The following is a 26015-nucleotide window of genomic DNA, read 5'->3' as shown; positions in this document are numbered from 1 at the left end:
GCAAGTACCGTGTTGTTTTGCTATGATTAAACACGCTTTTATCAATGATGTTAACTGATAAATTAGGATAAGGTGTTGGCTCATAATATTGTAGTTAGTTAGTAATACTTTCAATGTTTCAAACTAAGTATTTAAGCTAAGTTAGCTTGTTTTAAAGTGCCGTTAGTTCCAGAACTAAATTGGTTTCCAGTATAATACGCTAGTAGATATTATTTAACGGTTATTTAATATTGGTACTTCAATCTTAATAGAGCAGTTTATGCTAAATCGATATAGGAAAAATCATTATGGTAATGCAAGGGGGAATAATGATGAGGACAGATATCATTTTACGGGTTGTGTTTGGCTTTCTGTTTACTGGCTTAGGCTGTTTTCAAATTTTTGCTGTGAGACGGTATTTTCGCCAGTTAAAACTGCACGGAAACGCTGAAACGTCCGCTTTTGCACCGCTGGCTTTGTGGAGCGCCTTTGTAATTGGCTTGATTTTTATTTTCGTTGGCATAGCTGCGGGCTTTGGGTTGATTTAACTAATATTTGTTGGGACTAGTAAAAACACCATAAACAAAGTGCACTGCGGATAATCGTAGTGCACTTTGTTTATGGTGTTTTGAATTAAAAATATGATTTGATGGTTACGATAATATTATTTTATTCATCAATTTCCGGCGCCGACCCAAGCTCTGCCTGAATCATCCAGATTTTCTTTTCAATTGCGGTTTTGAGACCAATGAAAATATCTTGGGTACTGAAGTCTTTTTCAACATCGGATACTTCAATGCCGTGTTGGTAAAGGTCTTCCAAGTAACGATAGCCATCAACTAAGTGTGCGAGGCGTTCTGGGGTTGTTTTGTCCCATTCACCAGGCCAGTCTTGAATCTTAGTGTTTTCGGCCATTTCTTTTAAGGTCGAGTAAGGACTGCCGTCGAGCGCAATCAGCCGTTCAGAAATGACATCGAGTTGGCTGTCAATTTCTTCCATGAACTCATCCATCAAGGGGTGCAACTTCAAAAAGTTGGGTCCACGCATGTACCAATGCGTCTGATGGATAATCATTGACATCTGGCTCAAATCGGCAACGAGTTGATTTAATACTGCTTTGGTTTTCGTATATTTCATTAGATTGATCTCCTTTCGATATGGTTATTATAACTTAGTGGTAGCTTAATCTGAAACGTTATACACTGGCAAATTAAGTTATTTATAGCCCGTAGAATTAAGTCGTTTTGAAAAGATGGAGACGTTATATGGTGGTAATTAGTGCTAACAAAAACGGCCACCGTATGGGTAGCCGTTTTAGTATCTTAATTAGTGTCGAATTAGATTTATTCCCGTTTCTTGAACTTAGCTGCCAGTCCTAGCCAACCTAATCCAGTAAATAAAGCGGCCAGGATACCACCAAGTGTTGCGGCGTGTTCAGATTGCTCACTGGTTTGCGGTAATTGACCCGAATTGTGCGTAGCAGCTGTTGCTGGTGCTTGCTGTTTTCCTGGTTGAGCTAGAGCACTGACTGGTGCGATCGGTGTTGGCTGTGGACTAGTCGTTGGCGCCGATTGTGAAGTCGTAGTGCTTTGTGGCACGGGTGCTTTTGCCGGCGCCGAACTACTTGGCTGCGGCGCTGGGTTTGGTTGTGGTGCCGGACTCGGTTGCGGCGCCGGGTTTGGTTGTGGCGCTGGGTTTGGCTGTGGTGCCGGGCTCGGTTGCGGCGTTGGTTCAGGCTGAGGTGCTGGTGTCGGCTGTGGTTCGGGCACAGGTGCTGGCCCCGGACCCGGCGTCGGTTGTTCAGGCTCACTCGATTCCGGCGTGTAAGTGTAAACGACGTGCTGAGCGGTGGTGCCAAATGTCCCGCTGGTTGGACCGACAACTTTGTCGAAGACGTAGCCTGGAATTGACAATTGTTCGGTTTGATAGTTTTGACCAAAGTCGCCACTTAAAACAATATCCGCGCGAAGTGGTTTTCCATCCGCATCTTGATAACTAACGGTAACGGGCAGTACTGCTTGTTTTTCATAGACGTAAAGGACATGCTGCGGTTCCTTGGTAAAGCTGCCGGTCGCGTTAGTTGGTGTCTTGATGAGTTGATATCCTGGAATCTTCAGCGCTTTAGTCTCATACGCTGCGCCGATTTCACCAGTGTGGGTGATATCAGGCTGTAAGGATTTGCCAGCTTCGTCCTGATAGCTGGCAGTGACAGGCTGTGGAATCTGCTTGGTATAGATGTAGGTGACTTGCTGTGGTTCCTTAGTGAAGGTACCAGTCGCGTTGCCGATAGTCTTAACTAAGTCGTAGCCTGGAATCTCTAGCGCTTTAGTCTCATACGCTGCGCCGATTTCACCAGTGTGGGTGATGTCAGGTTGTAAGGCTTTACCATCTTCGTCTTGATAACTGGCAGTCACCGGCTGTGGAATCTGCTTGGTATAGATGTAGGTGACTTGCTGTGGTTCCTTAGTGAAGGTACCAGTTGTGTTGCCGGTAGTCTTAACTAAGTCGTAGCCCGGAATCTCCAGTGCTTTAGTCTCATACGCTGCGCCGATTTCACCAGTGTGGGTGATATCAGGTTGTAAGGATTTGCCAGCTTCGTCTTGATAGCTGGCGGTGACGGGCTGTGGCACTTGTTTTGTATAGATGTAAATGACATGCTGCGGTTCAGCCGTGAACGTGCCGGCCGCGTTATCAGGTGTCTTTGTGAGATCGTAGCCCGCGATTTCGAGCGGCTTGGTCGTGTATGGATCACCGCCCAAACCGTTGCAGGTCGTATCTGGCTGCAGGGTCTTTCCCTGTTCATCCTGATAGCTGACCGTCACAGGGGCCCCAGCTGTTTTATCATAAACGTAAGTGACCGCTTGCGGTTCCGCACTGAAAGTACCTTGTGGGGCGCCTTGGGTCTCGACGTGGGTGTAGTTCGTAATATCAGCCGGGGTGCTTTGATAATCTTCACCAACGAGGCCAGTCAATTCTTCCGAGTCGCGCAGAGCGGCACCGTTACGATCGACATGGTGAATGGTTACTGGGGCCGCTTTGGCTGCTAATACATAAGGCTGAAAGACATGGAACACCGGTGAACTGCCATCTGAGCCTTGAGCAACCAAATAAAAGTTTTTATCATTTGGGACAACGTTGATGCTGACGCCGTTAGTGACGAACTGACCGTTGGCATCACCAGTGAAGCCTGGAATCTGTGGTACTAGCTGATTGAACGTCAACCCACCTTGACCGTCGGGTACCACGTTACTCAGGTCACCATTCACGGCTTTTCCCGCGCCGTTGAAGTAGAACCGGTAGTAGAATTGGCCGTTAGGAGTTAGTTGAACTGGTTTCAAAATGGCGGCTTGCGATTTAAGGACAGCTTGCTGCCCGTTTGGTAAATAAAAGCGGTTCTTTAAGGTTGCACTGGTCGTGTCTTGATCGACATAAACGAGCGGTTCTAGAATTGTCTGCCCAAGATAAGTAGTTGTCTTGAGGTTCGGTAAGTCTTTAAAGACTGACAAATCAGCAATATGGTTGTAAGCGACGTCCAGTTCTTGTAGGTTTGTCAAATGCGCAATCGGCGATAAATCACTGACACGGTTATGCTGAATATTCAGCACAGTTAATTTGGTCAGACCAGCCAATGGTGAAATATCAGTCACGTCGCCGTTATAATAACCGCCAAGTGCGTTGAGACCGTTATTGAGCCAAATAGTTTTCAGGTTCGTCGCATATTGCAGCCCTTCCAAGGAGTATGGTGTGTGACCATCAATATAAGTGTTTTCTCCATAGAATTGGGTTAATAATTGCATATCATCTTTAGTAATATCGTTAACAGATTTAAACTGATGGTCGGGGAGTTTCAAAGCTTGTAACTCGCGTAAAACGGCTTCTTGAAGGTGCTTGTTCGGCATCCAAGTATCAATAGATTCAGTTGGCGTCGTCGCTGCGGTCGGCACAACTGTACCAACACTAGTCGCGGGCTTTTCAGCTGTCGTTGCCGCTGAAGCAGCTTCGGCGCTAGCTTGCTCGGCATATTCGGAATAGGTACTGGAAGCTAAGCTATTAATCGCACTGGTAATTTGAAAAGTAGTCGCTGCCGAAGTCGCGGTGCTAGCGGGACTAGTCGCATGCGAAGCGCTGGGTACCGCCGCACTTTCAGCACTAGCAGCACTGGCGTCGGCGGAATACGTGCTGGCGGCAATACTATTGACGGCACTGGTTATCACGCTAGCTGAGGCGGCGCTTGCCGCACTAGCTGCCATCTTAGCACCACTAGTGGAAGCAGACGAACTGCTCGAAATGGCACTCGTCATTGGATGAATAACCTCTGAACCGTTAGATGTCTGGCTTGTACTTGTAGTGCTTGCTGCGGCTGATTTTTCTGAGCTAGTCTCACTGGAAGGCGAAAGCGACGCTGACTCGGCGGTACTATCAGTTGTCGCCACACTAGTAGGCGCCGTGCTGTTAGTGACATCTGACGCAGCGGCACTAGCCGTCTTGGCGGCCGTCATACTGGCAGCTGAAGTTGGTACGGGTATACTTGCAGAGCTAGCAGGGGTCGTTAAATGAGTTACACCGTAACTGTTAATTTGCTGGCTTGTACTAAGAGCTTTATTGGGTGTACTACTTTCAGCACTAGTTGGACTGGAACTAGTATTAGGCGTTGCAGTTGTGTCTGTTGGATACTTAGTGGTCGCCGAGCTGGCGACGGCTGCCGAAGTTGGGGCTGAGTTATTGGTGCTTGATACTTCGGTCACGCTTGAACTAGGGTCGACAGCGTGACCACTTGCCGCTGGAGTGCTAGCCATTGCCGACATTGGTGCGCCACTAGCAGCCATTGATTTCGCGGGCATCGCTGCGGTACTGGTTGCTGCAGGGCTACTGGTCGTAGTACTGCCAGCTGCGCTACTACCAGTTGTCGATGTTAAAGTAACTTGACTGCCAGATAGCGGGTTAGTCGGCGCAGTGGTAGTGGGTGTTGTTGTTGAATCAGTGGCCGCAAAGGCGTCTTGATTGGTCAAAATAACGCCAGCCAAAATCGTGGCCGCAATCCCAGTAATCAAGTGCCACTTTGGTGGGTTATTAGTGATAATTTTTCGCTTGTTCAAAATAATCATACTCCTTTTGATGATTGATTTAGTCATAAGCACACTAAATTAGTTAAAGTGTAGCACCATTATTTTGGTGGGTCTAGCTAGTTTGGTGAGCGTCTTGGCACTTAGTTGTGAATGGCTGAATGACGGCACTTTCCAAAATTATGGAACAAACCGTTGTTTGACGGTACTTAACGCTGATATGGAGCTGAGTTAGAACGGATGGACATTAAGAAGTGCACGCTGGTAGCGCTGAAATGCTTGTTTTTTAAAGTTTGGTGGCTCGCAAAGGCAAGTTGGTAAACTTGCCTAAGAATGGCGCTCAAGCCAGAGCTACCGATTAACTCGTGAGGTTGCGGTGAGTAGCGTACTTATTAGTAGTCACGAAACTGTCATCAGCGTATTCACCGTGAAGACAGCGTAAAACGACCTTCCCGGATAGTTTCTGGGAAGGTCGTTATAGGTTTATAAATAAGGGGCTAATGACTACCGATTGATTGCTGGTGTGTGTATTGCGCCGCGTGCCGACCGGAATTGCGTCCAGAGTAGAAGGCGTAGCCAACACAGGTTCCAGGCATGTTGGGACCATACGTGTCGCCGGTCAATCCAGAGGCGTCGTTGCCAGCAGCGTATAGACCGGTGATCGGTTGACCAGCAGTGTCCAAAACTTCATTATTAGTGGTTACTTTGAGACCACCCATGGTACAAAAGGCACCAACATTGAGTTCAAAGCCGTAAAATGGACCTTGCGAAACTTTAACGAGATATTCAGGATTCTTGCCGAAATCATCGTCTTGACCATTATCACAATATTGGTTGTAAGTTTGAATGGAGTAGGTGACTTGATCAACAGGTAGGTGCATTTTGGTCGCCAGCGCTTCAATCGTATCGGCTTTAAAAATAAATGGTTTATTGGCGGCCACGGCTGCATCGATTTCAGCCTGGAGTTTCGTCATTTTTTCGCCCCGCCGAACGTAAACACCTAAGCCCATGAAGTTCCCGTCCTGAGCCATTTTGTTGATCACACCTTGGTCGAGAATGCTGAATACTTGGTTTTGGGTGTAGAGCGCGTTGCCGGCGTATGAGAAGTTATAAACGACAGCTTCATCGACAAATCGTTCCCCATGTTCGTTTAGCCAGAGCAACGGTTGCTGACCGGCCGCTGTTTCCATCTGGGAGGCCATGTACTTAAAGGAAGGTTCGCTCGGATCTTTGAGATAACCGCCAAAGAGCATCGCCATTCCCGTGCCATATTGTTGTGCACCGGCTTGCCACGCTAGCCGAAGACCGTCACCAGTTCCTTTACCTGAACTAACTGGAATTAAGCGGCGCGTGTCATAGTGGGTCAGTTTCTGCATCATGTCGGGGTTATTGAGGTAACCACCGGTAGCAAGAATGACTGCGGCCGTATTGATGACTTGGGTCTCATTAGTGGCGGCACTTTGAATCGTTACACCGGTAATTGCACCGTCAGTGGCTTGATGTAGCGTGGTGGCGGTCGTGGAAGTCAGTAGCTCGACCCCCAGCTTCTGTGCTTGTGGTTGTAAAGCGTCATGTAAGACGGCTTGGCCCATTCCTTTATAAATATGCCACGTGGCTTCGCCGGCACCCATTGCTTGTACGCCTTCGTATTCGACACCTTGATCTTTAAGCCATTGCACCGTGTTGGCGCTATCGTCCAAGTAACGACGCCAGATTCGAGAATCAGCGCGATATTTAGAATAGTCGACTTCTTCTTTTAAAACGTCAGTGGCGGAAACGCTGATGTTTTGGGCCTTTTGTAAGTATGAGTCGACGGCAAAGAGGCCTTCAGTGTAATTACTGCTACCGCCAGTATGGCGTCCTTTTTCGAGTAATAACACGGACGCGCCGTATTGTGCGGCTTCTAAGGCTGCTGCTGTTCCAGCTGCTCCGGTACCAACGACGACAATATCGTATGAATCATGTTTTGCTAACGTCATGTCAATTCCTCCAAACTGATTTGTTATCTAATGAGCATTTGACGGCTAAATTCACCATTACTATAATGAAGTAACCGCTATCACACCCTCATCATAACGGGGGGATGGTGGTTAGCAAACAGACAATTTGGTTCGGCAGGCGAATCAATCGTGCGGATGGAGTTGAAAAAATGGATCTTGACCGGTTACAGACGTTCTTAAAAGTTGTTCAGTATGGTAGTTTTCAGCAAGTGGCTGCCCGTGAATATCGTTCACAGCGGGCGGTATCAAAGCAAATGACCCAGTTAGAAAATGAATTGAAAGTGACGTTATTTGACCGTGGACAGAACAGGATTCGCTTGACTCCTCAGGGCCGGCTATTTTGGGCATCTGCGCAGGATATTGTGAATAACTATACGACGGCCTTGACGGAGCTACGTCAATTTAATGTTCCTACTGATCAAATCTTACGAGTCGGTTATTTCTCAGCCTTTGAGCAGCAGCTCCTATTACCAGCCTTATACGACTTAAAGCAGCATTCGGAGCTACAACTCGTTGTTCGGCAAGGGAGTAACGAGCATCTGGCGCAGCAAGTCACTGATGGTTCACTTGATTTAGCACTATCGATTAATTATGGCCGTCCCGCCGTTACACCAGAATCACAGTTAACAGCTGTCCCGATTTATCATAATCAAATGGTGATTGGGGTGAGCCGGTTAAATTCACTGAGTCGGTTGTCACAATTGCCACCGAGTGCGTTGGCGACTTTGCCCATTTTATATTACAGCCCAGAAAGCTCGACATTTTTATTAGAAAGTTTTTTGGCTAGTGCCCCATTTATCCAAAACTATGAGCAGATTCGGCGAGTGCCGAGTGCAGAACAGATGCACTTGTTGGTTGCGTTGAATCAAGCTTTGGCGTTCTATCCTGCGGGGCTAGTGCCAACTGAGCATGATGAACAAGTCGCGTATTTGCCGATTGCGGATGATGCGCAACAAGGCTATGACATCGTGGCGTTATTAAAATTAAACCGGTCTCGGCCGTTGATAGCCAAATTGGTACAGCAGTTAAAGGCGAACGCGAAGTCTGACGAGTAGAGGATTAACCTCACCGCGAGATAGTTCCGATGCGGTGAGTAAACGGACCGGCTGAGATTGCAAGCCTGTAAAAATTCGGTGACTCCGTTATAATAAAACCATTGTTCTCAAATCAATGAATTTATACAGGAAAGTGGGCCCAACATGTTTCAAGATATTCAACCACACGTTTTAAAAAATCAGAATGATCAGCAGCGGGCACCCCGGGCGGGCGATTACGTCTTAATTGGTCGTCAACAACAGGTGCTTTTAATGGATGGAACCTTGCCCAAGTACGAAGATGTCGATGCGGATTACGCGTTTAGTGCTGACCAGTATCAGTACTTGCTGGCTGTCGATCAGGCGGCCTTTTTCTGGGTCGACGTTGATGCGGTTGCGAATGATAGCTATACCGTTGGCACGACGCGGGGGTTCCGCGACCTAACACCGGCCTGGTTGGCTTTCAGTAGTGCGACGGCTGCCCACTTGGCTTGGTGGTATGACACGAAACGGTTCTGCGGGCATTGCGGCCAACCACTACATCCGGGCGCTACGGAACGGTCACTGGTGTGCGCGGCGTGTGGTCAGACCATTTATCCGACGATTATGCCTGCGATTATTGTTGGCGTGACGAATGGTGATCAAATTTTGATGACCAAGTTCTTGTCCGGCTACAATCATTTTTCACTGATTTCAGGTTATACCGAAATCGGTGAGACCTTTGAAGATACCGTTCGCCGGGAAGTCTTTGAAGAAGTCGGCCTTGAAGTTCATAATATTCGCTACTTTGGTAGCCAACCGTGGGCGCCATCGCACTCCTTACTGGCCGGCTATTTTGCGGACCTTAATAAGAACGTGGCAATTGAGCTCGAGACGGACGAACTATCGAAAGCCCAATGGTTCCAGCGTGACCAAATTCCTCATAATGATACGAACACGAGCCTGACATGGACGATGATTGAAGCATTTCGGCATCATCAGGAAAAGTAAATTAGCGTAATCAAAGTAGATTTTTTTCAATTGGTATCCGATTAGTGCTTATTCGCCAAGGTTGTTAAAATGAGGGATAGGCTTAAATGAGGGTGAGATGTGAAATAGCGTCACCCCCTTTTTGAGAGACTGGGGCTTCCTTGGGGTCAATTGTTGTACTTAACTGTTAAGTCGCCAGCAATAAGCGATTTCAACGCTGGTATTGCTGATGCTGTATTGACATGATGCGCGTTGAACCATGTCGTTTAGATTGCGAGTAATGACTAATTTAACAGGTGCGGTGGATTAGTAATCAGATTGGGTATGACTTTTAAATTGAATCGTTATTTCAAAGTAGCTGCCGTTCTAGTAACGGCAGTTTTTTTTAAATACTTAGTTAATGCCGACCAAGTTTTACTTGCCAAAAAGAACGTATGTTCGTATAATGGCATATAAAAGGACTGGTGATGAGTATGGAACGAGTCGTCCCCCGTGAGAAGTGGTTATATGATGATCGCGGCATGATGAAGTGGATGGGCTGGATTCTGGCGGGCCATAGCGCCTACATTGAAAGTGAACAGCAACAGCACCGTCAAGCCCCGGTGCAACCAGAAATGCCGGCGGATAAGATTGATCAGGTTTTGCAAATGAGCTGGCAAACGCATGCGACAGTGCTCGTTCAGCTGGATGTTTTGGACCATCATCAATACGTGGCAGAATTTAGTGGCCAAGTGCTGGGATTTAATGCTAATCAGATTTATTTGCAACTACCGTCCGCGCAATTAAAGTCGGTGTACCGTGAAGATATTCGCGCAGTTCGACTGGCCACGACTGAAAAGTGGTGGGATCATGACGACACCCTTGGATGATCCTAGTCGATTACCGGTTCGAGATATCATGTGTATTGACTGTAAGAGCTTTTTTGCGAGCACCGAAGCCATTCGGCGGGGCGAGTATCCGTTAGCAGCCAAAATCGCGGTACTGTCGCGAGAGGAATCGCAAGGCGGTTTAGTCTTGGCGGCGTCGCCGGATACTAAGCGCGATTACGATGTCAAGCTCGGCACTCGCAAGTATGAGATCAAGCCACAAATGGATATTGAATTGGCGGCACCTCATATGGCGGATTATGTGCGTTTGAATTATCGGATCAGTCAGATTATTCAACAGTTTACGGATGAAGCGCATACGTTCATTTATAGTATCGACGAGTTGTTTGCAGACGTCACGCATAGCCATAAGTTATTTGGAACGAACCGTGATATCGCGTATCAAATTCAAGAAAAAATTTTTCAAACCACTGGAATCGTAACTACGGTTGGGATGGGACCCAACCCATTGATGGCTAAGCTAGCACTGGATAATGCCGCCAAGGTCTCAGCACCCTGGTTCGCTTACTGGCGTTACGAGGATATTCCCGAAACAATCTGGCAGATTCCAAAATTGACAGATTTCTGGTCGATTGGGCATAAAACGGCGGCCAAACTTGAACGGATGGGAATTCACTCAGTATATGAGTTAGCGCATGCCAATCGTCAGCAGTTAAAACGCCAGTTTGGGGTGCTAGGTGATGCCTTGTACTTTCACAGTTGGGGCATCGATTACTCGGATTTGACGAAACGATACGTCCCGCGCGCAGACAATCGTGGTTATGGTAATAGCCAGGTTCTGATGCGTGATTACGTCACGCGAGAGGATATCGAAACGGTCTTGTTCGAAATCGCTGATCAAGTCGCGACACGATTGCGAAAGCACGCTGTTCTGGGGGAAGTAATTGGAATTTCTGTCGGCTTTGCCACCCCGGATGAACGTGGGCGGCATGGCTGGAGTGCGCAGACAAAGGTGGACCCCACCAACGCGACGAATGATTTGATTCGCGCGGTCCAATATTTATTTGAAACGCGGTGGCAGGGCAACGCCTTGCGTAACTTAGGCGTTCGTGTTAATCGAATCAGTAAGCCCAACACCTTTCAACTATCGTTATTTGAAGATGATGTCCGGCATACGGCTAATCTCCGGCTAGAGCACGCCATTGATCAAATTCGGACTCGCTATGGTTACCGGTCGATTATTCGGGGGTATAGTAAAAAGTCTGCTGGGACGGCCGTAGAACGGTCTACACTATTGGGCGGACATCAAGCGTGAGCACCGCCCAATCATTAGTGAGGTGAGTAGTATGTTGGCAGAATCAAAGCAATTATTGGCCAACTTTGACCGTTATTTTTTGCGACGGTATCAGTGGCGGTACCACTTGTTGATCGTAGATAATCATTTTTTTGATTGTTTTACGTTTTTTCTACAAGCCCAGCGCCTTCACGAGCAATTAATTCACAGTTATGACTTGCTTGAAATACCGCATCAACAAGAACTTTACCAGCAAGTGTTAACGGACCTGAAACAGCACACGGCCTTGCGAATCGAATTTCGCGACACTCACCACTTGGTTCATCCAGGGACTGATATTGTGCATGATGTCAACCATGGTCATTAAGATGGTGGATAAAATACTGATTCGCCAGCGAGTGTCATAATAAAAACCAGCCACACCGTAAGTTAATTGGCTGGTCGCATTAGATTTATCGAGAATTAGTGGGAGAATTGTTCAATTGTGGTAGCTAAGGAACTGACTTGACCCGTGTTAGGGGCGTAAATACCACGCGACTTATTGAAAGCCAGCGGTCAACGGTGGCTGCCAGGTTTTGGCGGCTGATTTTAACTTGATTAAAGGCTTAAAATCGCATTGAAAACACTTTGTGGTAGCTTAATCGTATTTTTGGACGCGCGACGTTTATTAGCGCTTTGCCGCCGTAGTAGGGCCGCTTTTTTGGAAGTGCTGTGTTGTTCGCCGTTCACCGCAGCGTTTTTACGCAATGGTGGGACATCGACGCGGGCGATAACCTTACCTTCCACACGTGCTTGGACGGGTGTGGGATATAATTGCCGTGGAACCGTCGTCTTCAGATTGGCGACCAATTGCTGCGTCATGTTGGGGGCGTCTTCACGATGGACGATGAAGGTCAACGCATCTACGGGCGCATAGTTGATATCAACTTCAACTTTGACTAGATCACTGACCTCATTAGCCATAAAGGCGGTGCTTAAACTCGCAAAGCCATGTGAGACTGATTTTAGTTCTGAGAAAAAGTGGTAGGCGATTTCTGACAAGGGTATCTTGAGACTCGCAACAATCAAGTCCCCGCTGTTTGCCAAGTCGATCAAGGTTCCTTTATGCTGTTCCGCAAGCTTTAAGACGGCATTTAGATTGTCAGCAGGCATTGTGATCTCGGCTTTCATAAAGGGTTCAGTCACTTCTTTAATGAGACTGAATGCCGGAAACTGAACGGGATTATTGACGATCACTTGCTGACCATTGGTGAGTGTAACGTGGTAAGTCACATTAGGAGCCGTTGTTAGCACGTCGACCCCGTACTCATCGTGGAGTCGTTCACGAATGATTTGGAGGTGAAAGGTCCCTAGAAATCCGCAACGGAAGCCAACGCCAAGCGCCTCAGATCGTTCTTCAACATAGGTAAATGACGGGTCATTCAAGTTCAATTTTTGAACGGCTTCCTTCAGTGCCGGATAGTCATTATTCTTGGGATATAAGCCCGCGAAGACCATTGATTTGGCTGGTTGGTAGCCGGCTAGCGGCCGCTGCGTGGAGGTGGCGACGGCCGTTAGCGTATCACCAACACGGACTTTTCGTGGATCTTTAATACCAGTGACCACGTAACCGACGTCACCAGCGCTTAGCGATTCTTGGGGGTGCATTTGAGGCGCGAAGACACCAATGGTCTTACCGTTAAAATCCTGTTGTCCTTGCATTAAGCGCAGTGCTTGTTGTGATTTGAGCTGACCATCAATCAGTCGGACATAGGCAATGACACCTTGGTATGGGTCATACAACGAATCAAAGACTAAAGCTTTCAGTGGCTGGTGTAAGTCACCTTGGGGAGCGGGTAACCGCTGCTTGATGGCTTCCAAGACAGCCGGCACGCCTTGCCGGGTTTTAGCGGAGATTTGCAAGACTTGCTCGGGTGTGAAAGCGGAGTCGAGGTCGTTCAATTGGGCCAACGCAGCGTCAATATCCGCAGAGGGCAGATCAACTTTATTGAGAACTGGTATCAAGGTTAATTGACGTTGTTTGGCAATTCGGTAATTGGCAATGGTCTGCGCTTGAACGCCCTGAGTGGCGTCTACTAATAGGATGGCACCCTCGGTAGCAGCCAAGCTTTTAGCCACTTCGTAATTGAAATCAACGTGACCAGGGGTGTCGATTAAGTTATATTCATATTCTTGACCATCATCGGCCTGATAGTAATTCCGAACTGTACGTGCTTTGACAGTCACACCATGAGCCTGTTCGACGGTCATATCGTCTAATAATTGGGCGTGTTGTTCACGCGCACTGACGGTCTGGGTCAGCGCCATGATTTGATCCGCCAACGTTGATTTACCATGATCAATGTGGGCGATGATGGCGAAGTTACGGATATGGGATTGTTTCATTTGTGCGAAAACTCCTTCAAATATTGGGTCAAGTAGTAACGAATTTGTTGTTGGGCCTCCGGTATGAGTCGAATTTCGAAGTCGGGATAATCAACGGATAATTTATGATGATTAAAGCTGGTCAAAGCCGCCATATTCATGAGCCCACTGATAATGCCACTTTGAATAATGAACAGGTGGCTAAATTGGGACTGGTCTAATAAGTGGTCTGTTTGGATAACGAGTTGTTGTCCCAAGCGTTGGCTGGCGCGATACAGGGCCTCACGTTGTGTGATGGTTTCCTGCATGTTAGCTTTGCCTTCTAGGATTGGCCCACGAATGGCATTCAATCGAATCAGAACGCGATGTTCTTCAATTAATTGGCGAGTTTGGGTGGCCATCCACGCGATAAAATCGTCAGCTGATAGTGGTGGTTGCTGGGCTAAGTCGGTCGTGAGTTGGGTAAAGTATTGCTGATAGTCTTCCAATAAGATCGTCATGAACAAGTCTTCTTTGGTCTTGAAATAGCGAAAAGTCGCCCCCTTAGAGCTACCGACGGCTTCCGCAATTTGCTGCATAGTGATTTCGGGATAGCTCCTATGGGCAAATAAATTAATGGCAGCCGTCATGATGGCTTGACGCTTGGCTGCTTTTTGACTGGGCGTATAGATATTAGCCATGTCGGATCCTCCTAATTTAAAAATGACCGGTGGTTATCTTTGAACCAGAATACGCCAAAAATAACCACGGGTCAAGATTGAAGTGGTGAATGCTGATACACAAATCAGTACAGGTGATGTTTTTTCTCAATAAAACCGTATATGCATGAATTGGGTGTCAGTAACTGTTAATGGCTCATTTATAGTAAGTAAAGGCCTAAATTGACTGGACGTGATAAAGTCGTCAGCTGATAGTGGTGAGTGCTGGGCTAAGTCGGTCTTGAGTTGTGTAAAGTACCGCTGATAGTCTTCCAATAAGAGAGTCATGAACGAGTCTTCTTTGGTCGTAAACTAACAAAAGGTCGTTCCTTTTAATATTTAATTATTAAATATATGGTATTAATTATAGTTTCTATTGGAATAAGTTCGGAGTTAAAGGGAGAGCAGAACTGCATTATTTAGTGGGATTTATTATTACAACTGGCAATGATTAGATAACTAGGCAGGTTGGGTGATTAAAAGCGCTATGTGTAGTTTGCGGATATTTTTGAAAGTGATAATCAGGCCGAATATTAACGGTGTTCATCCGGTTTATTCGGTCTAACTGTCACGTAAGCCTTCTGGATTAACAGGGGTGGCTAAATGCAATAAATACGTTAAAATTTTTAACCATTATAAAATAATAATGTTATAATTATACGGTAAACAGGGGAAACAATACTGTCTGTTATCTATTGTTGATAATAAGGGTATCAGCGCGATATTAAATTTATTTTTATAATCAAACTGTGGATGAAAGGTTAACGGCTGAGCCGTTAGTCTCTGATAAAGGGCGATAATGACTAAGAAACGGTGCAAAAAGACGCCAGTACGTATCAGAAGCCCAAAATAGCCTGCGTTATATTGTAACTACCGTGCAGGCTAATCGTTGGTAAGGCCGGTTACCAACGACTAGTGAGCAAGTGTGCCAATGGTTACTAGTTGCATTAGGTGTTCTACTACTGGGACTGTTATTGATTGCTAGTTAGGGCAACTATAAATGTGAGCGCTATCAATGACTGAAGTTAAAAGATTACGCTGTCACATAGAATTGCTGATTAAAAGGGGATGGTCGGGTGCGGCGAATATGTAAAGTATTAATGGTAATTATCAGTATTATTTTAGGAAGTAGTGCGCCATTGAATATGGCAATACCACCGTTATTGGCGCTGGCCGCGCCGGACACTAGTAGTTCTTCGACGATGAGTAGCAGCGCAATTAGCAAAGTTACTGATACCAATGTGATGGCCGTGAGTGCGGATGTGACGAGTACAACAGACACGTCTGATACGAGTAGTTCTGACAGTACGTCGGCGACTAGTACCACGACGGGTAATGATACCACTGAGACGGCAGACACGGCAGTGGAATCTGGAACTGTTGGGACGGTAGCATGGACCATTGACGACGCAGGGGTGTTAACGCTTAGTGGTGGTAGCTTTGCTGATTTAACTGGTAAACGTTCGCCTTGGTATGATTATGCTTCATCGATTACGAATATAAAGATTACGGATGAAATTACGGTCACAACGGCTTCGAATTATGGATACTTGTTTGCTAGCCTCGCTAACGTAGCAACAGTCACAGGTTTAAATAAGCTTTCGATGAGTGGTGTAACTAGTACCCAGTCTATGTTTTATCGTGATAGCAAGTTAACTTCAGTCGATTTTGGACAGACCGATTTTTCAACAGTGACTACTATGGAATCAATGTTTGAAGGGTGTAGCGTGTTAACTAAAGTAAATACTACGAACTGGAATGTCAGTCATGTAAAGAGTTTTAAGAGAACATTTTACATGTGTGGAAAACTCACTATGCTTGATGTGAGTAACTGGGATGTAACACAAGTAACTAATTTAGACAGTACATTTTTGGGCTGTTCTTCACTGCCTGAGTTAGATGTTAGTCGCTGGAATACTGCTAATGTGACAACACTAGCGTCTACATTTTATAGTTGTTCTTCAGTAAAGATAATAAACGCAAGTGGTTGGGATACGGCACGAGTAACCGATATGACTGCTACTTTTATGTACTGTACTTTGGCAACTGAACTTAATGTTAGTGGTTGGGATACAGCGAAGGTAACTAGCATGTCTCGAATGTTTTTTTATTGTGAAAATGTCATCCAACTAGACGTTTCTGGATGGATCACTTCCCAAGTAACTTCACTGGGGAGTATGTTTCAAAACTGTTCTAAAGTAGTAACGCTGGATGTTGGTACTTGGGATACTAGTAAGGTTACGGATATGTCATTTTTATTTGGAGGCTGCAGTTCTTTAACGACTTTAAATCTTGAAAAATGGGATACTGGTTCTGTAACAACTCTTTATTCCACCTTTTATAACTGTTCTGGGTTGACTAGTTTGCTGGTTGATACTTGGGATACTAGTAAAGTTACAAATTGTTTTTGGACGTTTGGCGGTTGCTCATCATTAACAACTCTCAATCTTCGTAGCTGGGATCTTCAATCTGCTACCGCCAGTTACGGGAATTTTTTTAATGGTTCAAAAAAATTGCAGCATTTGACACTAGGCCCTAATTTTACTTTTCATAATGATAAGACGATGTACTTGCCGGAGCCAAGCAAACAACTACCATACAATGGGACGTGGCAAAGGAACAATGATGATCCAACCTATACGTCGGCGGAACTAATGACTAATTATGATGGCGCAACCATGGCGGGGACCTATAACTGGGTTAAGACAAGTGGAACGGTGCTTGTCAAATACGTAGACGGCGATGGTGTTGAAATTGCGGATGAAGAGACGTCATCCGGGACATCGGGTGATGCTTACCAAACAACGGCCAAAACGATTGATGGTTATACGCTTCATGCAACGCCAACTAATGCAACTGGAACGTATGACGCTTCGACGATTACAGTAACCTATGTGTACGATGGTAACTTATTCTTCAATTCGTCACCAACAATGCTCGATTTTGGCAGTCATACAATATCGGGAACAACTGAAACTTATGCGCCTACTCTGGATAAGACACTTGCGGTTCAGAACAATGGGCAAATAAGTTCAACCTGGAATTTGACTGCAGAACTCGATAGTTCAGGCTTTGTGGGAGCGAACACTGGAAAAATGTTGTTGGCTACATTATATTACCAGACCGATGATGGAAAAATGACCTTGTCACCTGGGGTAGCCGTACAAGTCTACTCACAGACAACGACTGATCATAAAAGTGTTGATATTTCGGAACATTGGTCCAGCAACTTAGGATTGCTACTAGAAGTCCCAAATGGGGCTGCCATGGCTGACGCATACCAAGGAACGATTTCATGGCGTTTGAATAATACCGTGGCCAATAATTAATTAGTGATTCATAGTTAAAAACACAGCTTAGTTTGAAAGGAAGCGTATTGTAATGAAGAAATTCGTTTTGGGATTAATGATTTCTGCAGGACTTTTGGGAGCCACAACGGTTGTGGCTAATGCTGATACGACTGGTTCTTCGACCGGTGATGTGACATTTACTGGGGGAACGTTGTCAATGAGTGTTGACGATACTAATTTAGCTTTCGGTAGCAACACGATTAGCTCCAGTGATGCCACCTTAGCCACTTCATCGACACCAACCGTTACGGTAAGTGACTTACGTGGGACCAGTGCAGGCTGGACCTTAACGGTTGCTCAGGGGCAACAATTCAATACAGCTCTTAATGGGACTGGTTCAGCGCTGACGAATGCTGCTTTGACAGTTGCGGGTACTGAGAGTGATTCGGCAGTGACAAATGGCAGTACTACGTTAACGCCGGGGACAACTTCGACCCCAGGTGCAGCTGGGACCGTCGCTTCTGCTAAGAATGGGACTGGTAACGGGGCATCAACGGTGACATTTAGTGATTCTAAGCTGGCTGTTCCTGGGAAAACGACTAAATTAGCTAAGGGGTACACCACCACGTTAACTTGGAACTTAAGTGCCACACCAGAAAACTAATCTGGGTGAATAGTTAGCCGATGTTGGCTACGGCCAATGTCGATACATAATCTGAGAAAAGGGCGGGGTTAAAGTGCAGAAACGATTGCGATTATCTTTGGGAATGTTATTGGCGGTTGTCGCTAGTTTATTAATGATGGGACAAGTAGCCTCTGCTGATCAGGGCGTTGGTTTTGAAATCACGCCAGTCCAGTCTAGCAGTCAGGTTGATAAGCGTCTCTCTTACTTTGATCTGAAGCTAAAACCGCGACAAACACAAACAATTGCGGTCAAAATTCATAATACGGCTAGTGCGCCCATTACAATCAATATAGGTATTGCTAAGGCCACGACAAATATTAATGGGGTTGTGGAATACAAACATACGAATAATCGCAGTGCGAATTTGTCGTATGATATTAGCAAATTAGTGACAACTGATGAACCACAAGTCAAGCTGGCTAAGGGGCAAGTCAAGACGGTCAAGTTTCAAATTAAGATGCCGGCCAAAAGTTATCAAGGTATTTTAGCAGGTGGGATAACTTTCTTGAAAAAGGCCACGGCAACTGATACTAAAAAGGCCGTGGCAGTCAATAATCAATACGCTTATACTGAAGCTGTAATTTTGCATGGTAGTAAAGACCTAACGACCAATCAGCTGACGATGAATAAGATTACGGTCAAACAGCTCAATGGGCGCAATGCTATTAATTTTCCGTTAGTCAACCATACGGCGGCTTACTTGAATAAAGTACAAACTAACATCAAAATTTATCATCGGGGTGGCAGTCAAGTTGTCTACCATCAAAAGTTAGCGAACGGCCAGATGGCACCTAATTCAATCTATAAATTGCCATTGCAGACAGGAGAAAAAGCGTTAGCAGCTGGTAAATACACGGCCGTCGTGAAAGTCATTTCCAAGAAGCAACACTGGCAATTTAAGCAGAATTTTGTGATTACAAAGGGCCAGGCGGATACCTTGAATAAGACGGCGGTCTTGAAGCAAGGGCCTAACTGGTGGTTGTATATTGGGATTGGGTTATTACTGTTATTATTGATTATCCTGGTGATCTGGTATATCTGGCGCAAACAGAAGAAGATTAAAGCGTTAGAGAAACAGTTAGCAGAGAAAGATAAATAATTCTGATCAAATAAAGCAACTTCTAAAAGCTTGTACTGTTTTTAGAAGTTGTTTTATTATGCCCTAGTAACACATAATAATGACTGCTCTCGAGAATTATTACAAACTAGTATCACGCGCACAGTTAAATGTTTTCTCAATAAAGCTGTTTATAAAAATCAAATGATTGATTTTATATAAACGGCTTTTTCGTATATGTATGAATTGGGTGTCAGTAACTGTTAATGGCTCATTTATAGTGAGCAAATTCCTAACGAATAATAAATTAAGAGGATTCGTGTCAAATATGTGTAATGGCTGATGCTTTGGTTAGGCTAACAGTAAATGGATGGTGCGATTACTCACTATCAGCGCAATGATAAAAATAATATTTATGTCATGAAAAATTAATAAAAGTAGTATACTTATTGTTAATATGAAGTATATCGATGGTTAATATAAGGGTGGTAGTCGATACTTTTGGAGGGGAACAAAATGCAAAAACGTCAGTTGCAACGAGCTAAACTAACTGAAAAACGGACTTATAAAATGTATAAAAAGGGAAGGCTGTGGTTGGTGGCCGGTCTAAGTACTTTCACCATGGGAACGGGATTGGTACAACTTCAGGCAATGGCGGATACGACCAGTACGCCTGTGAGTCAGGTGGAAAAAACGACGGATCATGCTAGTAGCAGTGCGACGTTAACCACTAGAGTAGCTACCAACACAAATGACACGGCTAATGCGGACACTGAATCGAGCGATAGCAGTAGTGTGCACGCTACAACTAATAATAGTAGTGGTGCGGCTACGGCTAGCGACGATCGGACAAAATCTTCAGTAGCAGAGCATACGCTTAGTTCAGCGACTGATGGGACAAAAGCCACCAACTCGTCAACGACTGATCTGACAAATTCGACGACTAGTCATTCAAGTAGTGTGGCCACGGCAAACGTTTCGGCTACGAGTGCAGCTCAAACTGCGCGAACAGCCAACGGTGCGACTGATAGTGCCGTGAGTCCTAATAAGGTAACAGCGAGTGCTGCGGCTACTGAAATCGAATCAGATTCGGTTAAAACAAAAGAGATAACTAAGACAACTGGTACGGCTAAGGCGGTCAGTCTTGCAGCCACAGATACAAGTACGTCGCAGATCAAGTTGAGATCGGCGCGGGCGGCCGTTGCCACTGTCGCAACGATCAGTTCAACGACTAAGATGTATGATGGGGTCGCGGGGACACCAGATCGTTACACGGTTACACTAGCTGATGGGATTAAAGCGCCTACGGATTGGGCAGTTACGAAGGATCCTAACGTTTATACGGATATTGACCTAAGTGACTTTGATAAGAATCAATTTGGTCGTGGAATCGGCACGTACCCGATTGCATTTTCGGAGTTTGGGTTGTCTAAACTGGCAGAAGCCAATGATAGCTTAGATATTACAGCCGCGAATGTGGTGACGGGGACGTTAACCATTGAGCAAGCTCCGGTCCATAGTGCAGCGATTACCATTGGTTCAACAAGTATTGATTATGGTGATTCTAAGCCTAGTTCATATCAGATAACGGTCACAAACGGTTACTTTGATAAGTACAATGCGCCCAGCACATGGACACTAGTCGACTCAACTAGTAGTGGTGCGGTCAAGACGACTTACACGATTGCAAGTGATAGTGGTGACATTGCTGTCCCCACAGCAACTGAAGCTGGAACCTATGTTTTGGCTTTGTCGGCACAAGGTTTGGCTGCATTACAGCAAGCTAATCCTAATTATGAATTTACAGCAGATAGTATTGTTAATGGCCAATTGGTCATTGCTGCTCACGACATTATTACGATGGGGGCAACTACTGTTTTAGTAAATAAAACGACCAGTACTGTTCAGGTTGCTGTCAACAGTCGGGCCGTTAGCGTGCCGGGTGACTGGGAAGTTCACTATGACGACAAGCTGACTGATTCGATTGTGTATAAAGTACCAGTTTCTTATACAACGTATTCTACGGCCGTTGATACGAGTACTGTCGGTAAATATACAATCACATTAACAGACGCGGCCATGGCAACCTTAGGTCAACTGAATAGTGGCACTGTATTTAATAATACCAATGTCGGTGATGGTGTGGTACTTGTCAAAGAAAGCAATGCGGTCACTATTTCACCTAGTAATTATGGGGCTAAAGCAAGTGTTTATGTGATTGAAGCAGGTGTTGATGAGCCTGTAACAGTAGCGTCAATTCAAAGTGCGCGGGATAAAGGAATTAATTTATTGTATGGTCAGGGCCTTTATTTGGTTCTGCCACTCCTTAATGTCGCACAATCCGAAATGACGGTGGATAACCTTACAGAATATGTCATTATTCCAGCTGGTTTCAAAGTGGCGACGATCGGTAATGGGGGCACTATTCAGGTTGCAACTGATCCGGTCGGGGCGTTAACGGCTGCCATTGAGACGATGATGACAAAGAATAATGTGACTTATCAGGGATTAGCGGTGACACAGTTAACTGATTATAATGGGCGCCAAACGTTCAAGGTTCACCTCGACCAGACGGCTGCTTACAGTAATGGTCTTTTCGAGACAATGGTGTACACGCTCTTACCGACCATCGCGGTTCAAAGTAGTGGCGTGACTAGTGGCTTAATTGGCAACCAAGTCTCAAGTCCTGATTCAGCGGTTATATATGTTACCGATGATCCTAATGAAAATAATGGTAGTTATTCGTTAAAAGATCAAAACTATCCTAATATTGATAAGGTAGCTAAAGCGCTAGGAGTCGCGGATGCGGTGACTATAAGTAGCAGTTTTACTGATTACTTGTATACCTATACACTGAAGGCAGCTGAAGCCGATGATATATATATGTTGCAAGCCCCAGATGGCAAATCGTTAGGTATTATCGTAGTATCCGGCAACGTGGGGACGACTTATGTTCCTAGTCGCGAATTGCAAACGATAGCTTTTTTAGGTGACGATTATTATTACTTGAATCCGGACTCAATACCGCGTACACGAACTTACGATAGTCCTGATCAAAGGACCTATACGCTCACTTACCAGCGCTACGTCACAACGACGACTGATACTACGGCCAAGATAACGCTTGCACCAGCTTCAAAAGTCTATGATAACAACGCCACGACTGATCCAAGTCGCTATACGGTGTACTTGCCAACTGAATATACGGCCCCAAGCGATTGGACTGCTGATAGCGCGGCGACGGCTATGGATGGGACGAAGGCGTACCAAGTCAGTACCGACTACCTTAATACCACTGCAATTAATCAAAACGTGGGCACTTACGCCGTCACGCTGAACAGCGCCGGGATGGCAGCCTTAGCCGCTGCTAATCCGGACTTCTTGATTGCAGGCGATGTGAATGTTGGTGGGGCCCTGACGATTACTCAACGTCCCGTGACGATCACCTTGCCGGATACGATTCTGTGGGCCAATGGTCAGGAACAAAATATTACGCCGGTCATTACTGGTGTTGTTGCGGGGCAAAGTTTGGATTACACGTTAACGTCAGGGTTAACTGATCCGGGCACGACAACCATTACGGCCAAGCTAGCTGCCAATAGTAATTATCAATTGACGAATTCGACTAGTGGTCAGTTGACGGTGGGAGCCGTAACGGTTGTCTATCAGTATGGGTACCGCGACAAAGCGGGGACACTGTACGTGGTAACAACGGCCAACGGAACGGCGACGCACGGGACTGACGTTACCGCTAAGGACTATTTGAGCTACACCACGAGTGATACGACTGCTGGGCATGCCAAAACTGGTTATACGTTACAACCAGAAAGTACCGGTTACCAAGCCGATGGCACTCTAGCGGACGTTGGTGGGCAGGTCGTGTACACCTATTTAGCGAACACCGAAAAGATTGAGGTCGTTTACGTCGATCAAGATAAGAACAACGTGATTTTAAATCAAATTCCCCTCAGTGGGAGCTTTGGCACACCCACGAATTATACGACAGCGCAGGACATTGCGGCGTATGAAAAATTAGGCTACGTGCTAGCTTCGAATAAGGTCCCAGCGCCGCTTGATTTTGATCAGGATACTGAACAGACCTACTACGTATACCTGAAACATGGCACCATCACGGCGACGGTTGACCAGCCAGGTAACGTGGCCGTTAGTGATTTGATGAAGACCAGTCAGCGGACGATTCATTACGTTTATGCTGATAACACACCCACGGACTTAGCGGATGTGCTTCAAACGGTCTCGTATACGCGCACGGCAACGGTGGATGCGGTGGATGGAACGGTCCTTTCGTATGGCAATTGGACGACCACTGTGAATAGCTATCCGGCCATTGAGTCGCCGACCATTACTGGTTACACGGCGGATCAAACGACTATCGCGGCGGCTGTACCCGCTAGCATGGGCGAGACTACGGAAACAACGGTCCGATACAGCGTTAATTCTGAAACGATCCGGGTTCAATTTGTCGATGGGACTACGGATAACCAGGTCTTAGGTTATATTGATTTGAATGGGAAATACGGTGATGCTGCCGACTATACGGTCACTGCTGACATTGCGAAGTATGCAAAATTAGGCTATGAACCAGTTAACTCGGACTTGCCCGATCAACTGATTTATAAGCAGAATACCCAAGTTTATACGGTTACACTAGCGCATCGGCACGTGACGGTCACCGTTGATCATCCGGGCCAACCTGGTCAGGCCATCGATGCTGATTATCCAGCCGGTCCTAAATATCCGGCAGGCACTGGTCGTGATTCGTTGCAACAAACAGTGGTTCGGACGATTACGTATCAATATGCGTCAGGTGAATCAGCGGCTGAAACGGTTAACCAGTCGGTCACGTTCAATCGCACGGCAACTTTCGACATGGCAACGGGTAAGCAGCTGACTTACGGTGACTGGACAGTGGCACCTGCTCAGTCAGCACTATTGGCCGCGGTCACGTCACCAACGATTACAGGTTATCAAGCCAGTGTTACAGAAGTCGGAGCAGCGTCGGTCACTAGTCACGATAAGCCGCACTCGATTGCAATCACGTACACGGCCAAATCACAGACCGTAACCGTTGCGTTTGTGGATGTAACCAGTGGTAAAGCACTACCGACGACGGTAGTAACTGGTGCTTATGGCACTACGAATGGTTATTCGCCCGTTTCACAGATTGCTGCGTATGAAAAACTGGGCTATCGACTAGTTTCGAATAATGTTCCGACGACTGGTATCACCTTTGATCAAAATGACGTCATTAAGTCATACACGGTCAAGCTAGCACATCAAACGATGACGGTCACGCCAACTAAGCCTGGTCAACCAGGTCAACCAGTTGATCCCGCTCATCCAGAAGGGCCCAAGTACCCAGTTGGTACTGGAATTAAAGATTTAACAACTAGTGTTCAGCGAGTCATTACCTATCTTTACAATGATGGTCAAACTGCGGCGCCAACCGTCACGCAAACGGTCAGTTTTGAGCGCAAGGCGACCTTTGACCAAGTGACAAAGGTGGTGACGTATACGGATTGGCGTACACCCGAATCAGCATTGACGGGGGCATACGCAGTCGTTGAATCGCCAATGATTGCTGGCTACACCCCGGACGCAACCCGTGTGGCTGGTGTAACTGTCAGTGCCAAAGATACTGAGTCGCAACAAACGGTTACTTACCAAGCAAATCTGGAAACGGCGACGGTGACTTATGTCGATGCCACGACGGGTTACCAACTGGGCACGAGCGTGACGTTAACCGGACGATTCGGTACGCAAGCGGATTATCAACCAACGACGATGATTGCGCAGTATACCCAAGCAGGCTATGTCTTGATGGGGAGTGATTATCCGGCAACGGGTGTTACTTTTAATCAGGCGGGCGTCGTTCAGAAGTATACGGTGTACTTGGCCCATAACAAGATTGCGGTTACGGCACCAGATCAGCTCACCAAAACGATCACGCAAACGGTTCACTATCAGGATCAGGCTGGGCACACGCTTCAAGCTGATACGATCCGGACGCTGACGTTCACGCGTTCTGGGATGAAAGATGCAGTGACCGGTGTGGCAACGTATCGTGACTGGGCACCGACCAAGTTGAACTTTACAGCCGTGTCTGCGCCAACGATTGCGAAATACCATGCGTTGACGGCGACCACTCAGGCCGTGGCAATCACGGCTGCTAGTGCTGATGATGTCCAAACGCTAACATATGCGCTGGACGTCCCAACACCGACGAAACCGGCCAAACCGACTAAGCCAGCCAAACCGACTAAGCCGGCCAAACCGACGAAGCCGACAACATCAGACGATTTAATCAAGCCAACGACGAAACCAATCACGGCTGCTAAACCAACGCCGATAAAGCCGGCAACGGTTGTGAAGGCTGTTCAAGCCACAACTGGCAACCAGACGCCAGCTAAATCGACAAGGACGTTGGTATCGAGTCACATTAAGGCTGTCAAAACAGCTCCGGCATCAGCAGTCATCAAGCCGGGAAGTAAGGTAACGGAGCCGGCTCACAAGGCGCAAGCAGATACAACGAGTCGATTGCCACAGACCGGTGAAACGCGGCGGTCTGAAGCGGCTGCTGAAACACTAGGGCTAACACTAGCAACATTATTGCTAGGTTTTGGTGGTTTGAAGCGTAAGCGGCATGAAAAGTAATGAATTTATTTAACTGTGCATAATAAAAAACGCTTAACATCCTAGCATTGGCAAAAAGTCAATGGGAATAGGGTTTGTTA

At 46.3% G+C, this 26015-nt stretch carries 15 protein-coding genes; 10 read left to right on the top strand and 5 right to left on the bottom strand.

Annotation, left to right across the window (positions count from 1 at the left end; translation table 11 throughout):
* Window positions 1–287: 287 nt before the first annotated feature.
* A complete protein-coding gene (locus V7R88_RS12560) occupies window positions 288–527 on the top strand; it encodes a hypothetical protein (RefSeq protein WP_057717725.1) in 240 nt (79 codons plus the stop codon).
* A gap of 121 nt (window positions 528–648) precedes the next feature.
* Here the strand turns inward: V7R88_RS12560 and V7R88_RS12555 are convergent, their stop codons facing one another.
* From V7R88_RS12555 to V7R88_RS12545, 3 genes are all read right to left on the bottom strand, one after another.
* The gene (locus V7R88_RS12555; protein WP_003587210.1) at window positions 649–1116 is read right to left on the bottom strand and encodes a Dps family protein; all 468 of its coding nucleotides are present in this window, start codon (window positions 1114–1116) and stop codon (window positions 649–651) included.
* 206 nt (window positions 1117–1322) lie between these two features.
* Entirely contained in the window at window positions 1323–5075 is a 3753-nt protein-coding gene (locus V7R88_RS12550) for a MucBP domain-containing protein (protein ID WP_250546445.1), read from the bottom strand.
* Window positions 5076–5539: 464 nt separating this feature from the next.
* Window positions 5540–7021, bottom strand: a complete 1482-nt coding sequence (locus V7R88_RS12545; RefSeq protein ID WP_057717724.1) for an FAD-dependent oxidoreductase — start codon at window positions 7019–7021, stop codon at window positions 5540–5542.
* Between the two features lie 170 nt (window positions 7022–7191).
* Here V7R88_RS12545 and V7R88_RS12540 point away from each other — a divergent pair, with 170 nt between their 5' ends.
* The 5 genes from V7R88_RS12540 (at window position 7192) to V7R88_RS12520 (ending at window position 11533) form a co-directional block, all read left to right on the top strand.
* Window positions 7192–8097 (top strand): LysR family transcriptional regulator, encoded by a 906-nt coding sequence (locus V7R88_RS12540; RefSeq protein WP_057717723.1) that lies wholly within the window; start codon window positions 7192–7194, stop codon window positions 8095–8097.
* Between the two features lie 144 nt (window positions 8098–8241).
* Entirely contained in the window at window positions 8242–9066 is an 825-nt protein-coding gene (gene nudC / locus V7R88_RS12535) for an NAD(+) diphosphatase (protein WP_057717722.1), read from the top strand.
* A 446-nt stretch (window positions 9067–9512) separates the two neighbouring features.
* Window positions 9513–9914, top strand: a complete 402-nt coding sequence (locus V7R88_RS12530; protein ID WP_054398782.1) for a hypothetical protein — start codon at window positions 9513–9515, stop codon at window positions 9912–9914.
* Window positions 9895–11187, top strand: a complete 1293-nt coding sequence (locus V7R88_RS12525) for a Y-family DNA polymerase (protein WP_057717721.1) — start codon at window positions 9895–9897, stop codon at window positions 11185–11187. The genes V7R88_RS12530 and V7R88_RS12525 overlap by 20 nt, the downstream gene beginning before the upstream one ends.
* 31 nt (window positions 11188–11218) lie before the next feature.
* Window positions 11219–11533, top strand: coding sequence for a hypothetical protein (locus V7R88_RS12520; protein WP_054398777.1), 315 nt, complete (start codon window positions 11219–11221; stop codon window positions 11531–11533).
* Window positions 11534–11763: 230 nt separating this feature from the next.
* On the opposite strand, the gene lepA is transcribed toward V7R88_RS12520, so the two are convergent.
* Window positions 11764–13551 (bottom strand): translation elongation factor 4, encoded by a 1788-nt coding sequence (lepA, locus tag V7R88_RS12515; RefSeq protein ID WP_057717720.1) that lies wholly within the window; start codon window positions 13549–13551, stop codon window positions 11764–11766.
* Complete coding sequence (locus tag V7R88_RS12510) at window positions 13548–14210, bottom strand: TetR/AcrR family transcriptional regulator (protein WP_054398772.1); 663 nt, start codon at window positions 14208–14210, stop codon at window positions 13548–13550. The genes lepA and V7R88_RS12510 overlap by 4 nt, the downstream gene beginning before the upstream one ends.
* Before the next feature lie 1118 nt (window positions 14211–15328).
* Between V7R88_RS12510 and V7R88_RS12505 the strand changes: the two genes are divergently transcribed.
* The 4 genes from V7R88_RS12505 to V7R88_RS12490 all read left to right on the top strand — a co-directional run bounded on the left by V7R88_RS12505 (window position 15329) and on the right by V7R88_RS12490 (window position 25935).
* Window positions 15329–17557: a BspA family leucine-rich repeat surface protein gene (locus V7R88_RS12505; protein ID WP_187349678.1), complete on the top strand. Its 2229-nt coding sequence runs from the start codon at window positions 15329–15331 to the stop codon at window positions 17555–17557.
* Window positions 17558–17609: 52 nt separating this feature from the next.
* Window positions 17610–18182 carry a WxL domain-containing protein gene (locus V7R88_RS12500; protein WP_054398767.1) on the top strand — a complete coding sequence of 191 codons (573 nt, stop codon included), beginning with the start codon at window positions 17610–17612 and terminating at the stop codon, window positions 18180–18182.
* Window positions 18183–18255: 73 nt separating this feature from the next.
* Entirely contained in the window at window positions 18256–19302 is a 1047-nt protein-coding gene (locus tag V7R88_RS12495; protein ID WP_057717718.1) for a DUF916 and DUF3324 domain-containing protein, read from the top strand.
* A gap of 474 nt (window positions 19303–19776) precedes the next feature.
* Window positions 19777–25935 carry a mucin-binding protein gene (locus tag V7R88_RS12490; RefSeq protein WP_338816262.1) on the top strand — a complete coding sequence of 2053 codons (6159 nt, stop codon included), beginning with the start codon at window positions 19777–19779 and terminating at the stop codon, window positions 25933–25935.
* The last annotated feature ends 80 nt before the right edge of the window (window positions 25936–26015 follow it).

Origin of the sequence: Lactiplantibacillus argentoratensis (genome assembly GCF_037290055.1) — a bacterium.
Taxonomy (GTDB): domain Bacteria; phylum Bacillota; class Bacilli; order Lactobacillales; family Lactobacillaceae; genus Lactiplantibacillus; species Lactiplantibacillus plantarum.
Note: the sequence above shows the minus strand (reverse complement) of the source record. Positions and strands in the feature narration are given on the sequence as shown.

Coding starts and splice junctions, on each gene's coding strand:
- V7R88_RS12500 (WP_054398767.1), top strand. CDS start 17,610: ATGAAGAAATTCGTTTTGGGATTAATGATTTCTGCAGGACTTTTGGGA.
- V7R88_RS12530 (WP_054398782.1), top strand. CDS start 9,513: ATGAGTATGGAACGAGTCGTCCCCCGTGAGAAGTGGTTATATGATGAT.
- V7R88_RS12525 (WP_057717721.1), top strand. CDS start 9,895: ATGACGACACCCTTGGATGATCCTAGTCGATTACCGGTTCGAGATATC.
- V7R88_RS12545 (WP_057717724.1), bottom strand. CDS start 7,021: ATGACGTTAGCAAAACATGATTCATACGATATTGTCGTCGTTGGTACC.
- V7R88_RS12560 (WP_057717725.1), top strand. CDS start 288: ATGGTAATGCAAGGGGGAATAATGATGAGGACAGATATCATTTTACGG.
- V7R88_RS12505 (WP_187349678.1), top strand. CDS start 15,329: ATGGTAATTATCAGTATTATTTTAGGAAGTAGTGCGCCATTGAATATG.
- V7R88_RS12540 (WP_057717723.1), top strand. CDS start 7,192: ATGGATCTTGACCGGTTACAGACGTTCTTAAAAGTTGTTCAGTATGGT.
- V7R88_RS12555 (WP_003587210.1), bottom strand. CDS start 1,116: ATGAAATATACGAAAACCAAAGCAGTATTAAATCAACTCGTTGCCGAT.
- lepA (WP_057717720.1), bottom strand. CDS start 13,551: ATGAAACAATCCCATATCCGTAACTTCGCCATCATCGCCCACATTGAT.
- V7R88_RS12490 (WP_338816262.1), top strand. CDS start 19,777: ATGCAAAAACGTCAGTTGCAACGAGCTAAACTAACTGAAAAACGGACT.
- nudC (WP_057717722.1), top strand. CDS start 8,242: ATGTTTCAAGATATTCAACCACACGTTTTAAAAAATCAGAATGATCAG.
- V7R88_RS12510 (WP_054398772.1), bottom strand. CDS start 14,210: ATGGCTAATATCTATACGCCCAGTCAAAAAGCAGCCAAGCGTCAAGCC.
- V7R88_RS12520 (WP_054398777.1), top strand. CDS start 11,219: ATGTTGGCAGAATCAAAGCAATTATTGGCCAACTTTGACCGTTATTTT.